Source organism: Mesorhizobium sp. M2A.F.Ca.ET.037.01.1.1 (genome assembly GCF_003998075.1).
Taxonomy (GTDB): domain Bacteria; phylum Pseudomonadota; class Alphaproteobacteria; order Rhizobiales; family Rhizobiaceae; genus Mesorhizobium.
Map to the genome: position 1 here is coordinate 1 of NZ_RZSA01000060.1, position 12,615 is coordinate 12,615.

The 12,615-nt window shown below is 63.9% G+C and carries 12 protein-coding genes; 2 read left to right on the forward strand and 10 right to left on the reverse strand.

What is annotated here, in order from left to right; all coding sequences use genetic code 11:
- The 3 genes from EOA27_RS05355 to EOA27_RS05365 form a co-directional block, all read right to left on the reverse strand.
- Positions 1 to 837 (reverse strand): betaine/proline/choline family ABC transporter ATP-binding protein (locus EOA27_RS05355; protein ID WP_127255677.1); only part of this gene is annotated, 837 nt, incomplete at its 3' end.
- 92 nt (positions 838 to 929) lie between these two features.
- Entirely contained in the window at positions 930 to 1,871 is a 942-nt protein-coding gene (locus EOA27_RS05360) for an ABC transporter substrate-binding protein (RefSeq protein ID WP_126078822.1), read from the reverse strand.
- 102 nt (positions 1,872 to 1,973) lie between these two features.
- Positions 1,974 to 3,029, reverse strand: coding sequence for an alcohol dehydrogenase catalytic domain-containing protein (locus EOA27_RS05365; protein ID WP_189561964.1), 1,056 nt, complete (start codon positions 3,027 to 3,029; stop codon positions 1,974 to 1,976).
- Positions 3,030 to 3,122: 93 nt separating this feature from the next.
- Between EOA27_RS05365 and betI the strand changes: the two genes are divergently transcribed.
- Entirely contained in the window at positions 3,123 to 3,761 is a 639-nt protein-coding gene (gene betI / locus EOA27_RS05370; protein ID WP_126078824.1) for a transcriptional regulator BetI, read from the forward strand.
- Positions 3,762 to 3,823: 62 nt separating this feature from the next.
- On the opposite strand, the gene EOA27_RS05375 is transcribed toward betI, so the two are convergent.
- The 5 genes from EOA27_RS05375 to EOA27_RS05395 are packed head-to-tail and all read right to left on the reverse strand — an operon-like array spanning position 3,824 to position 10,312.
- Complete coding sequence (locus EOA27_RS05375; RefSeq protein WP_126078825.1) at positions 3,824 to 4,651, reverse strand: SDR family NAD(P)-dependent oxidoreductase; 828 nt, start codon at positions 4,649 to 4,651, stop codon at positions 3,824 to 3,826.
- An 18-nt stretch (positions 4,652 to 4,669) separates the two neighbouring features.
- Positions 4,670 to 5,440 (reverse strand): glucose 1-dehydrogenase, encoded by a 771-nt coding sequence (locus tag EOA27_RS05380; RefSeq protein ID WP_126078826.1) that lies wholly within the window; start codon positions 5,438 to 5,440, stop codon positions 4,670 to 4,672.
- 7 nt (positions 5,441 to 5,447) lie between these two features.
- Complete coding sequence (locus EOA27_RS05385) at positions 5,448 to 5,954, reverse strand: acetone carboxylase subunit gamma (RefSeq protein ID WP_126078827.1); 507 nt, start codon at positions 5,952 to 5,954, stop codon at positions 5,448 to 5,450.
- 6 nt (positions 5,955 to 5,960) lie between these two features.
- Positions 5,961 to 8,156 (reverse strand): hydantoinase B/oxoprolinase family protein, encoded by a 2,196-nt coding sequence (locus tag EOA27_RS05390; RefSeq protein WP_126078828.1) that lies wholly within the window; start codon positions 8,154 to 8,156, stop codon positions 5,961 to 5,963.
- A 14-nt stretch (positions 8,157 to 8,170) separates the two neighbouring features.
- On the reverse strand, positions 8,171 to 10,312 hold the full coding sequence (locus tag EOA27_RS05395) for a hydantoinase/oxoprolinase family protein (protein ID WP_127255683.1): 2,142 nt from the start codon (positions 10,310 to 10,312) through the stop codon (positions 8,171 to 8,173).
- Between the two features lie 109 nt (positions 10,313 to 10,421).
- On the opposite strand from EOA27_RS05395, the gene EOA27_RS05400 reads away from it, so the two are divergent.
- Positions 10,422 to 11,204, forward strand: coding sequence for a helix-turn-helix transcriptional regulator (locus EOA27_RS05400; RefSeq protein ID WP_126078830.1), 783 nt, complete (start codon positions 10,422 to 10,424; stop codon positions 11,202 to 11,204).
- Positions 11,205 to 11,329: 125 nt separating this feature from the next.
- Here the strand turns inward: EOA27_RS05400 and EOA27_RS05405 are convergent, their stop codons facing one another.
- Together EOA27_RS05405 and EOA27_RS05410 are read right to left on the reverse strand one after the other, a co-directional pair.
- A complete protein-coding gene (locus tag EOA27_RS05405) occupies positions 11,330 to 12,067 on the reverse strand; it encodes an ABC transporter ATP-binding protein (protein WP_126078831.1) in 738 nt (245 codons plus the stop codon).
- A partial coding sequence (locus EOA27_RS05410; RefSeq protein WP_127255685.1) for an ATP-binding cassette domain-containing protein occupies positions 12,064 to 12,615 on the reverse strand: 552 nt, incomplete at its 5' end. The genes EOA27_RS05410 and EOA27_RS05405, both read right to left, overlap by 4 nt.

The following is a 12,615-nucleotide window of genomic DNA, read 5'->3' on the forward strand; positions in this document are numbered from 1 at the left end:
CAGCAGCGGCATGTCCTCGGTGAACTGCGCGACATAGTCGTCGGCAGGGTTGAGCACGATGTCGGCCGGGCGGCCGATCTGCACGATCTTGCCCGCCCGCATGATCGCCAGCCGGTCGGCCAGGCGGAAGGCCTCGGCGATATCGTGGGTGATGAAGATGATGGTCTTCTTCAGCATGCGCTGCAGGCGCAGGAACTCGTCCTGCATCTGCTTGCGGATCAGCGGATCGAGCGCCGAGAACGGCTCGTCGAGGAACCACAGCTCCGGCCCCACCGCGAGCGAGCGGGCGATGCCGACGCGCTGCTGCTGACCGCCGGAAAGCTGGTGCGGGAAGGACGTCTCGCGGCCTTCGAGCCCGACCAGCGCGATCATTTCGCGGGCGCGGGCCTCGCGCTCCTTCGCCGGCTTGCCCTGGATCTTCAGCGGGAAGGCGACATTGTCCAACACGCTCAGATGCGGCAGCAGGCCAAAATTCTGGAACACCATGCCCATGGCGTGGCGGCGCAGCTCGGTGAGCTCCTTGCCACTGGCGGCGAGCAGGTTCCTGCCGTCGAGCAGGATCTCGCCGGCGCTCGGCTCGACCAGGCGCGACAGACACCGCACCAGGGTCGACTTGCCGGAGCCGGACAGGCCCATGATGACGAAGATCTCGCCGGTCGCCACCTCGAAGCTGGCATCGACCACGGCCGGCAGATGCGCCTCGGCGCGCAGACGCTCGGCCAGCGCATCGGGGTCGATCACATAGCCGCGCGAGTCGAAATAATAGTCCGGACGCCGGCCATAGACCTTCCAGACATTGCGGCAGGCAAGCTTTATCGGACGTGAGGCGGGGGTCATCGGAGCTATCCATGCGACTTGCTTGCCCGGCTCCGCGCGCCGCGGAAGCCGGGCATCGATTGCCTTTCAGCCTTATCGAGGCATCAGGTCGATCAGCCCTTGGCGCCGTCGACCCAAGGCTTCCACACTGCCTCGTTCTTGTCGATCCAAGCCTTGACCACGGCGTCGAGGTCCTCGCCTTTCTTGTCGACGGCAAGCATCATCTTCTCCTGCTCGCTGGCGTCCATCTTGAATGCCTTGAGGAAGGCATAGGCGGCCGGCCATTTGGCGCCGAAGCCCGACCAGACGATCTTGTCGACATCCGGCGGGGTGATGCAGTGCTCGTTGGTCTGCTCCTTGCAGGGCGGCATGGTGACCCAGCCGACGTCGTTTTCGGCCAGCGCATAATGCGGCCCCCAGAACATCATCACCAGCGGCGTCTTGGCCGCCTCAGCGGCTTCGAGCTCGGCCACGAGCGCGCCCTCGGAACCGGAGGGAACGGCGGTGTACTGCATGTTGTTGTCGGCAAGGATCGTGGCGGCCCGCGAGCCCCAGTCGGCCGGATAGTCGAGGAAGCGCGCATTGGGCGCGGTTTCCGGCGTCGACAGCACCTTGATGCAATCCGGCTTGTTGAGCGCCGTCCAGTCGGGCAGGCCGGGGCAAATCGTCTCCATAAATTTGGGGTAGATCCAGCCCTCACGCGTCTTCAGGTCGAGCTTGCCGATATCCTCGATCTGCTTGGCGGCGAGCGTCTTCGGATAGATGTCGCCGACATTGTTCATCCACACTTCGACCGAGGCGCTGAGCGAGCCGTCGGCGAGACCGGAAAACTGCGGGAAGTTGCCGGCGGTGACGTATTCGACCTTGTAGCCGAGCTTCTCCAAGAGCTGTCCGGCAATGTGGGTGGAGACATGCGCGCCGGTCCATTCCAGCATCGCAAGCTTGATCGGCTCCTCCTTGGCGCCGAGCTCGGCGCTGAGGCCGGGCGTCGTGGCGGCAAACGCCAGAGCCAGGCCAATTCCTGCATTTCTCAGTCTGTTAATTCTATTCGGCATGATCGTTCCCCTGTCTGGATGTTGTGGTTCGAGTTTCATCCTTGATGGCGAGGCTGCCGCTAGCCTCTTTCCGCGCCACTCCCCTGGCCGCGGAGAATTCCGTTATCGCGCAAAGCTGATGACGTACCTCCCTTTCGACTGGCCCCGTTCGAGAGCGACAAGTCCTGCCGACACGTCTTCCAGCGCGATGACCTCGACCGTCGTTTCAAGCGGCTTATCCGCGTGCATGGCGACCAGCTCGCGCATCTCCTGCCTTGTGCCGACGCTGGTGCCGGTGATGAGGACGCCGGTGGCCGTCAGCCATTCCTGGATGAGCGGCACCGGCTGGAAGACCATGGCTGCGGCGATGATCCTGCCGCGCGGCCGGATGCCCGCGACCATGGCGTCCCAGGTGGCGGTGGTCGGCGCGAAGTTGATGCAGGCGTGATATTTTTCACTCTTCGCCGCCAGCCGCGAGGGCAGGCCGCTGTCGGCGATTTCGGTTTCCACGGCACCGTAGCGGCGAGCGATCTCCAGCTTCGCCGGATCGCGATCAACCGCGAACACGCTGACGCCGAGCCGGCCGGCAATCTGCACGGCATAGAGGCCGAGGCCGCCGCAGCCAAAGACGATGCATTTTTCGCCAGCTTTCAGCCCCGCCCGTTTCACAGCGCCGTAAGCGGTGACGCCGGCACACATCACCGGCGCGGTGGTCACCGGATCGATGGCTTCGGGAAGCGCCACCGCGAAGCTCGCGTCGCAGACGACATATTCGGCAAAGGCGCCGGGCACGTTCAAGCCATGCGCGCGATGATGCTGGCAAAAGGACTCGTAGCCGTCCAGGCATTCATCGCAACGGCGGCAGGTGTCGTGGATCCAGGGCACACCTGCACGATCGCCGAGCGACCAGCCGCCGACGTCCTCGCCGATCGCCTCGACGCGGCCGATGCCCTCATGACCCATGACGAAGGGGGAAGGCGCGTGCAGCGGAATGCTCTCGCCGCGCCAGATATGCACGTCGGTATGGCAGACGCCGCAAGCCTGAAGCCGTACCAATATCTGACCGGGGCCGGCGACGGGACGCGGCACGCTGGTGACCTCGAGCGGCTCGCCATAGCTGCCTAGGACCGCGGCCCGCATCGTTTGTGTGTGCGACGTCATCGATAGTCCGTCCGGCATCTGCTTGCCTTCGCAGCCTAGGCCTGTCAAAATCATATGACAATACAAAAATTTGTTAGAGCGTACAAAAATCTCGTCGGATATACGAAACCCATGGCGACCAGGACGAAAAAACAACGCACCCGCATCGAGGACATCAGGCGGGTCGAGCTGATCGAGGCGGCGCACCGCATCTTCCTGCGCGACGGACTCAAGGGCCTGACGACGACCCGCATCTGCCATGAGGCCGGCATGTCGCAGGGCATCCTGACCTATTATTTCAAGAACAAGGACCAGGTACTGTTCGAGATGGTGCGGTACGCCAACCGTGTCCTGATGGACGCGGTGGTGGTCAATCTGCGCCAGGCCGAGACCCGTTGGGATCGCTTGACGGCCATCGTCGACGGCAATTTTCCGGCGGAGAAATTCGAGCGCAGCACGGCCAACGCCTGGATTTCCTTCTACGCGGAAGCCGCGCACAATCCGCGCTATGCCCGGCTGCAGGAGCTGTTCTACAAGCGGCTGCGGTCGAACATCGGCTCGGCGCTTTCGCCGCTGTGGTCGAGAGAGGAGATCGACCATTTCGTGCGCGGCTTCGCCGCCATGCTGGACGGCTTCTGGCTGCGGCGCGGCCATTCCGACGACGACATCTCGCATCTGGAGGCGAGAGCGCTGCTCGTCGAATATTCGGAAAAGATGCTTGGCGCGGGTATGGTGTCGAAGCTGAAGCGGCTTCAGCCGCAGGCGGCGTGACATCCCTGTCGACCCCCTCGCCGGCAGCGAGCGGTTGAAAACGCTCCTTGCCGGATTGGACGTCACCATAAAGCTCCGCCGGTGATCTGGATATTTTCCATGGTGATCCCCTTGGCGATATCCGAACAGAGGAAGACGGCAAGCGCCGCGATCTCTTCAGGCTGCAGCATGCGCCCTTGGGGATTGCCTTTCCGGAATTCGTCCATCGCCTCCTCGACGCTGCGGCCGTTGCCCTCGCGCGCCACCACTTGCGCGACGTTGCGGCGCATCAGCTCGGTCTCTACCCAGGTCGGGCTGATCATGACGCAAGTGACGCCGTGCGCAGCACCTTCCAGCGCAACACAACGGGTCAGGCCGAGCAGGCCGGCCTTGGAAGCGCAATAGGCAGGATTGTCCTTCCAGCCGACGGACGCCGCGGTCGAGCCGATGTTGACGATGCGGCCCCAGCCGCGCTCGATCATGCCGGGCAGCACGGCGCGCGTCGTGCGGAAGGCGCCGGTGAGATTGGTGTCGACGATCTTGTCCCAGAGCTCGTCGGAATGGCCGCAGACGGGCTGCTCGGCGGTCGTGCCGGCGGCGTTGACGAGGATGTCGGCGGGACCGACGTCCGCCTGGGCTTCGGCAAAGAAGAGGTTGGTGAGCGCGCTGTCGCGGACGTCGAGATGCGCTGCATGGACCTTGGTGCCGTGCGCCCCGAGTGCCGCGCGGACGCGCTCGATCTCCTCCGCGCCGGGATAATAGGCCGCGTCCGTCCTGCCGGCCTGTGGCGGCGCAACATAGGAGCCGACCGCGATATTGGCGCCGGCCTCGGCAAGCGCCGTCGCTATCGCAAAGCCCATGCCGGAAAAGCCGCCGGTGACGATGGCGCTGCGGCCGGTGAGGTTGGTCATCGCAAGCGGTCTCCGTGTTCACACTGCAAGATAGCCTCCATCGACGACCATTTCGGAACCGGTGACGAATTTGGATTCATCTGAGGCGAGATAGAGGACCATGTAAGCGATGTCGTTGGGCTCGCCGAGGAAGCCAATCGGGTGACGGGAAAGCGCCTTGGCCTTCTCCTGCTCGAGTTTTCCCAGGTCGCGCAGATAATTCTCGGTCTGCGGCGTCCAGACATAGCCGGGATGGATGGAGTTGCAGCGGATGCCGTAGCGCTGCTCGGCGCAATGCACGGCGACCGCTTTGGTCAGCGTGCGCACGCCGCCCTTGGAGGCGCAATAGGCGGCAAGATCGGCCTCGCCGATGATGCCGTCGATCGAGGACAGGTTGACGATCGAGCCGCCGCCGGATTTCTTCATCAGCTTGATGCCTGCCTGGCAGCCGAGGAAGACGCCGTCGAGATTGACCGCCATGGTGCGCCGCCATTCGGTTATAGAGGTGTCTTCGATGTTTTTGGCAATCGCAATGCCGGCATTGTTGACCAGCACGTCGAGCCGCCCGAAGCGCTGCTCGATCGCCGCCATGACGGACGACCAATCCTCAGGCTTCGAGACATCGTGGCGCAGCGCCAACGCCTCGCCGCCAGCCTTGGCGATCTCCGCCGCCGTATCGCCGGCGAGGGCCTCGTCGATGTCGCTGACGACCAGCCTGGCGCCTTCCGATGCCAGCAAGAGCGACGACGCCCGTCCGAGGCCGAGACCGGCCCCGGTAACGAACGCCACCTTGCCTGCCACGCGGCCCATTGCGGCATCAGCCTCCCTTGTTCAACGGCTCCAACGGCCTGCCCAGCCAATCGCGGTAGAAACCTTCCAGATCGGGCTCGAAATCATGCACGATGGGGTAGCCGGGGGCGGCCGACTCGACCTCGTGCAGTGTGCCGCATTGCGGGCAGATGAATTCGCGGATTTCCATCCAGTCCGGATCCGGCAGGTCGCTGTTGGGATAGATCTCGCGCAGCGATTCCTCTGTGTCTCGCACGATGATCGCCGCCTTCAGCTTCCAGTTCTTGCGATAGTCACCGAAGGAGTGGCCGCATTCGCATTTCGTCACCCGCTCGTCGCCGCTCTGGCAGATGAAGAGATGGTCGCCGACGGGGAGCAGGATCGGATCCTTCCAGCCGACACGTTCCTGCAGGACCGCGACATATTTGAAGAAGCGGTCGTCATCCTTGTAGGCGCTCATGATGCGGCGCGTCTGCGGCCAGGGCAGCGTGCCGGAAACCAGATCGGCGATGACTTCCTTGCTGTATGAGGTCATGGTCTCTTACTCCACGCCGAGGGTCGATTTGGCGTCGACATCCCAGAAAGTCGAAAAATCCCTGGCGAAGCGCGCAGAAAGCTTGATCGCTCTGGCATACATCTTCTTCACCTCAGGCGCGAAATCGGACGTCTTCACGCGTTCGCGCTCCTTGGCAATCCACTCCGAAACCGGTTTTGCACGCGCCAGCCGCTTTGCCCGCATCTCGGCGCGATGGCGTTTGGTGGCGTCCAGATTGGCGACCGGAAAACCTTCCTCGTCCTCGTCGAGCACGATGCCGAAGATGCCTTCGGCGGCTTCCTTGGTGAGGAAACCATTCTCGACATCCCAGGCGGTTTTCACCGGATCGCGCTCCAGCACGTCGCCGTAACCGCCGCCGCCATTGTAGGAATGGGTGAAGACATCGCCGGTCTTATGCGGCGCGGTGATATATGGACCCTCCATCGTCACATGCTCGCCTTCCAGCCGAACTTCCAGCTCCGAACGATACGGATTGGTGCCAGTATGATGCGCCAGCGGCGCGCCATTCTCTGCCAGCTCGAAGATGTTCGAGTGGCGCACCGCGCGATGCTTCTGGCAGGTCGGCGCGGGATAGCCGCCGCAGAGACCGCCATTGTCGAACACCCGCGAGGAATGTTCGGACGTCACCAGCCGCAGATGATCGGTCTTCGAGACCAGCCAGGTCGACAGGAACGAGCAGCCGCCGCGATATTTGCCTGCGCCGCCGGAGTTGGGAACGATCGACCTGCCGATATAGAGCATCGGCATGTTCTGCTCCCATATCTCGATGTTGCCCATGTCGGATTCCGGATTCCAGCCGACATAGGCGGTGTCGAGCCCATCCTTGATGGCCAACGCGCCGGAGCCGGCGGCGGCGCATTCGAAATGCGCCATGCCGAAGGGCGTGCCGTACTGACTGGTGCCGCCCATCTCGATCATCGGGCTGTTGACCTGGCCGACAAAGGCCTCCTCAACAAAGCCGCGCGCGATAAAGGAGCGCGACAAGAGCCGCTGGAACACGCCATAGGCCGGCAGAAGCAGCGCCCAGGAGGTGGCCGTCGCAACCATCTCGTTGTCAGGATTGGTCCAGGTGCCGTGCGGCAGCTTCAGCTCGGTGGCCATCCAGGCGCCATCATTGACCAGGCCCTCGAAATTCATGTGCTGGGTCAGCGTCACGAACATGCCGCCATCCATGCCGGCCGGCGTGCAGTTCATCGAATGGTAGCCCCAGGGCTGCGTGCCCTCGAAGTCCATGACGATCTTGCCGTCGGTGGTGATCTCCATCTCGATCGGGATGTTGTAGAGCCAGTCGGGATCGCCGAGCGGCTGATAGCCCGGCTTGCCCTTGGTGACGTGGCCGTAGAAGGTGTGGCCGCGATAGATGCCGGGCACGGTGAGCTGGCGCGTGCGGGCGAGCTGAGCTCGGCGGCCCTCCTCGATGAACTCCTTCGACACCTGCATCCAGTAGTCGAGGCCGATCTCGTCGATCAGCGCCTTGACGCTTTCGCGCATGTCGATGCAGGAGGCGACCTTGGCCTTCTCATCCAGCACCCAGTAGATCGGCATGCGGAGATTGCGCTCGCAGCGGATGACGTAGTCGCGCCTGAGCTCGTTATTCTCGCCGACCTTCTCGGCGCAGACGAACAGGCCTTCGGTGAAGCGCTCCTGCGCCAGCGCCACGTCACCGCCCGGCGTGATGCCGCCGGCCTCCAACTCGTGGCAGACGGCGCCCGCCCAGCCAACCAGCTTGCCGGAGTGGAAGATCGGCACCACGTCCATCACGTCCGGCACCTGCACGGTGCCGATGAAAGCGTCGTTGTTGGCGAAGATGTCGCCGTCGCGTATCTGCGGGTTCTCCTCGTAGCCGTTGCGGATCATCCATTTGATGAAGCGGCTCATCGTGTGCACATGCACCATGATGCCGTTGGAGAGCGCGATGGCGTCGCCTTCCGACGTGTAGATGGCGACGACCATCTCGCCGACCTCGCGCACGCCGGGCGAGGCGGAGATGCGACGCGCCATCTCGCGCGCCGACACGCAATAGGCGCGCAGCTTGGTGTGCAGCGTCTCGAACTTCAGCGGGTCCTGGTTGCGCAGCTTGAGCTCGGTGATGCCGTCATAGCAGCCGGTCTCTTCCATCAGCCGTTCGGATTCGAGCAGCCTTTCGCGGATGCGGAGCGCAGAGGCGGGTTTGTCCAGCATGGCGTTCGCCCTTCTCAAGCGTGGGTGTAGTGAAGCAGCGTCCATTCATCGACATGGACGCGATCCTGCGGATGGACGACCAGCGTGGTCGCCGGGTGTTCGATGATCGCCGGGCCGGTGACCTCATGCCCGGGCTGCAGCAAATCCATCTCGTAGAGATCGGCCTTGTGCCAGCGACCGCCGATATAGGCCTCGCGCACGCCCTTATGGGCCGACGCCGGGTCGGATTTGCCGAGCGGTCGCTTGACCAGCATCGGCTTGACCTTGTCGGCGGTAGCGATCAGCCCTAGCTCGGTGATCGAGAAACCGGCTTCGCCATAGCGCGAGACGCGGTGGTTGACCTTGGCGTAGACCGCCTCGAACTCGGCGATGACCTCGCGCATATCGTCGGCCGAACCGACCGCCGAAAGTGGCGCCACCACCTCGACGTCCTCGAGCTGGCCGGTGTAGCGCATCATCAGGAACGGCACGGTCTTGATCTTTGGGAGCGCATGGCCGTCGGCAACCATCTCGTCGACCGCGGCCTTGGTCAGGTCATCCCAGACGGAAGTGACCTTTGCGCCGAAGGCCTGCAATTCGTCGTCGCTGGCGCGCGCGCCAATATCGATCTGCGTCGACACCGAATGCCGGCGCATGAAGTCGGCGGTGGTGCAGCCAAAGGCTGAGAAGGCTGCGGCGAACTGGAAGGTGATGATGTCCTTGAAGCCGATGCCCCTGGAGCAGCCGGCCAAATGCAGCGGTCCGGAGCCACCGTAGGAGAGGAGCGTGAATTCAGATGGGTGAATGCCCTGTCCGGAGATGACGCGACGCAAAGCGTTGTTGGCGTCGGCCTCCAGCATGTCGATCATGCCTTCGGCGGCTTCCTCGACGCCGACGCCGAGCACCCGGGCGCATTTCTCCTCGAAGGCTTTGCGCGCCTTCTCGACCTGAAGCACGACCTTGCCGCCGAGGAAGTAATGCGGGTTCAAACGGCCGAGGATGGCATCGCAATCGGCGATGGTCGGCTCGGTGCCGCCCTTGGCGAAGCAGATCGGGCCGGGATCGGACCCGGCGCTTTCCGGTCCGAGCGAAACCTTCCTGGTCAGCGGGTCGACCTTCAGGATCATGCCGGCGCCGGCGCCGATCGTGTCGAGATGCAGCGTCGGCACGTTGAGCTTGAAGCGGTCCATCAGCGGCTCGTTCTCGATCCGCGTCTGGCCACGGGTGATGACGCCCATGTCGAAGGACGTGCCGCCCATGTCCGAGCAGATCAGCGAGTCGTTGCCGATCAGCTTGCCGACATAGGCCGCGCCCAGGATGCCGCCGATCGGCCCGGAGATCATCGTCTCGTGCAGGCGCGGATGGTCGATGGAGGTCAGGCCGCCGAAGGAGAGCAGCGTCTGCACGCCATATTTGAAGCCGTATTTCTTTGAGACGTCCTCGATGCCCTTCAACTGCTTGCGGCCGCGCGAGGTGGCGTAGGCCTCGATCAGCACCGAGTTCAGCCGCGACTGCTCGCGGATGACCGGACGCACCTCATGGCTGGTGTAGACGAGGATGTCGGCGCCGGCGGCGGCGATCTCCTCGCGACATATCTCGGCGATGCGTTTCTCATGCGCCGGATTGACGTGGGAGAAAACAGTCATGATGCAGATCGCCTCGACCTTGTCAGCGATCAGCTTCCTGGCCGCCGCGTGCACTTCGTGTTCGTAGAGCGGCAGGATGATATCGCCGAACTGGTCGATGCGCTCTGTCACGCCGTGGGTGCGGCGGCGCGGCACCAGCGGATCGGGATGGTGATGGGTGACCGCATGCAGGCGGTCGGCATAGGAATAATCCGCCCAGGCCTGCAGGCCGCGGCCCATCAGGATCATGTCCTCGAGGCCCTTGGTGGTGATCAGCCCGAGCTTGCGGCCGGTGCGCGACAACAGCGTGTTGAGCATGCCGGTGCCGGAGTAGAGCACCACGTTGACGCCCGAAAACAGGTCCTGCAGCGAGATGCCCCAGGCATCGGCCGCGTCCTCTGCCGAGGCGAGGAAGCCCTCGGCCTCGTTCCTCGGCGTGGTCGCCGACTTGCCGATCTTGAAGTGACCGTCCTGATCGACAAGGATCGTATCGGTCATGGTGCCGCCGGCGTCGATCCCAATGACGATTGGATTGGTGGTGATCTGGTCCACGGTCGCTTTCCCTTGCCGAGAATGACCACAGGCTAGATTCCCGGAGCCGGATCGCGCCATATGCCTAAAGACACAATGACCGGGCGGCGCGGTTCGCCGAGAAAAGGGCATGCGCATGGGCAACATCTGGGCGCCGCTGGCCAGGGCGATCGCCGCCACCGGCACCGACCGGCATGTCGACTGCCTGATCGACCTGATCGGCGCCGACATCGCGCATGATCTGGTGACGGTGACGCGCTATTCGGCGACCAGGACCCCGGAATTCGTCAAGCACCGGCGCTTCTCCGATGAGATGGTGCGGCGCTATCTCGACAGTTATTACGTCTTCGACCCTTTCTACGCCTCATGGCGCAGCCAGCGCCGGCTAGGCATCATCCCGCTCAAGGGACTGGCCGACGAGGAAGCGAAGCGCGGCCAGTACATAGCCGGCTTCCTCGCGCAGTCGGAGATCTGCGACGAGGTTGGCATCATGCTTTCCGACGGCGGTGACTGGTGCCTCGGCATCTTCCTTGATCGCTCGACCGTGTCCTTCAGGGACAGCGAGATCGCGCTGCTCACCGAACGGCTGCCGGTGTTCGAGGCGCTGCATGCGCTGGACATCAAGGCGCGCGGCTCAGAATTTTCCCGCACCTCGGCTCCGAGCGGCCCGGGCGCCTCACCGCAGCAGAGGCCCAGAATACCGGAGGGCCTATGGCCCGAACTTTCCTTGCGCGAGCGCGAGTTGGTGCAGCTTATCCTGGCCGGCCATCCGACAGCCAACATCGCCGAGCGGCTCGGCATCACCGTCGGCACGGTGAAGAACCACCGCCGCCGCATCTATGAAAAGCTCGACATCACCACCGAGCGCGAATTGTTCCTGCAGTTCTTCCAGCACGAGAGCTCAGCAAGGTAGCTACTCTCAATCGAGTGCAGCGAATTGCCTCGCCGCACAGCAACCGGGGTGGCTGAAGTTCAAACCCTGACATCGTGGATACGTGGCTAGCGGGTGGTTCGAGCCGGTGCTGTGGCGGAGTCGTTTTACAGGGCTCCTTTTGCTTGTGCCCTCTTGCCGAGATAGAGTTCCTGCATGACCGACGACTGCTTCAACTCCTCGATGCCGCCTGACACCACGATGCGCCCCGAATTCATCAGATAGCCTTGCTCGGCCACCGAAAGCGCCAGCCCGGCGTTCTGCTCGACCAAAAGCACCGCCGCGCGGAATTTCTCGCGCACGTCAACGATGATCCCCTGTAACTCGGACACCAGCAATGGCGACAGTCCGAGCGACGGCTCGTCGAGCAACAGGATGCGCGGTCTGGCCATGAGGCCGCGCGCGATCGCCAGCATCTGCTGCTGACCGCCGCTGAGCGTGCCCGCCTTGGCGCCGCGCTTCTTGGCGAGGATGGTGAAATAGTTCTCCATCAAGGCGATGTCGGCCTCGACCGCATCCCGGTCCTTACGGCAGTAGGCGCCGAGCAAAAGGTTCTCGCGCACGCTCATATCGGCGAACACGTGTCGGCCTTCCGGCACCATGACGACGCCGAGCGTGGCCTTCTCATCAGCGTGAAGTGCGGTGACATCGCGGCCATCGAAGGTCACCGTGCCGCGGCGCGGCTTCACCAGACCGGCGATGGAACGCAGCAGGGTCGTCTTGCCGGCGCCGTTGGGGCCGAGGATAGTGACTATCCCGTTTTGCCCGACCGTAAGCGAGACGTCGCGATTGACCGCGACAGGCCCATAGCCGGTATCGACATGCTCGACGACGAGCAGGCTCATGATGCGACCGCCTTCTTGTCGGGACCGAGATATACCTCGCGCACCTTGGGGTCGGCGAGCACCTCGGCCGGCGGGCCTTCCGCGATCTTGGTGCCGAAGTCGAGCACGATAAGGCGATCGCATAGGTCTGACATCATGTCCATGTCGTGGTCGATGAGGCAGACGCCGATGCCTTGGGGCGGCAGTTGCGCGATGACCGCCGCGAAGGCCTGGGCTTCGCTGTCGTTGAGCCCGGCGCCGGGTTCGTCGAGCAGCAGGAGTTCGGGCGAGACGCCGAGCGCGACGGCCAGGCCCAGACGCCTGAGGCTGCCGAAAGGCAGCGATCCGGCGATCGCCCTGCCGAGCGGCGCCAGGCCGACGAAGTCCAGGATCATCGCGGGCGACGCCCAGCGGCTGCCGCCCCTCCTGCCCTGCTCCCAGGCGATGCGGACATTCTCGTCGACGGTCAGGCCCGGGAAAGACATCGCCTGCTGAAACGTCCGCACCAGCCGCTTTCGCGCGATGCGGTGCGCGCCGATATTGGTGATGTCCTGCCCTTGCCACGATAC

Coding starts and splice junctions, on each gene's coding strand:
- EOA27_RS05380 (WP_126078826.1), bottom strand. CDS start 5,440: ATGGGCCGCGTGGCAGGCAAGGTGGCGTTCGTTACCGGGGCCGGTCTC.
- EOA27_RS05405 (WP_126078831.1), bottom strand. CDS start 12,067: ATGAGCCTGCTCGTCGTCGAGCATGTCGATACCGGCTATGGGCCTGTC.
- EOA27_RS05375 (WP_126078825.1), bottom strand. CDS start 4,651: ATGACCAACCTCACCGGCCGCAGCGCCATCGTCACCGGCGGCTTTTCC.
- EOA27_RS05385 (WP_126078827.1), bottom strand. CDS start 5,954: ATGACCTCATACAGCAAGGAAGTCATCGCCGATCTGGTTTCCGGCACG.
- EOA27_RS05400 (WP_126078830.1), top strand. CDS start 10,422: ATGCGCATGGGCAACATCTGGGCGCCGCTGGCCAGGGCGATCGCCGCC.
- EOA27_RS05365 (WP_189561964.1), bottom strand. CDS start 3,029: ATGCCGGACGGACTATCGATGACGTCGCACACACAAACGATGCGGGCC.
- EOA27_RS05390 (WP_126078828.1), bottom strand. CDS start 8,156: ATGCTGGACAAACCCGCCTCTGCGCTCCGCATCCGCGAAAGGCTGCTC.
- betI (WP_126078824.1), top strand. CDS start 3,123: ATGGCGACCAGGACGAAAAAACAACGCACCCGCATCGAGGACATCAGG.
- EOA27_RS05360 (WP_126078822.1), bottom strand. CDS start 1,871: ATGCCGAATAGAATTAACAGACTGAGAAATGCAGGAATTGGCCTGGCT.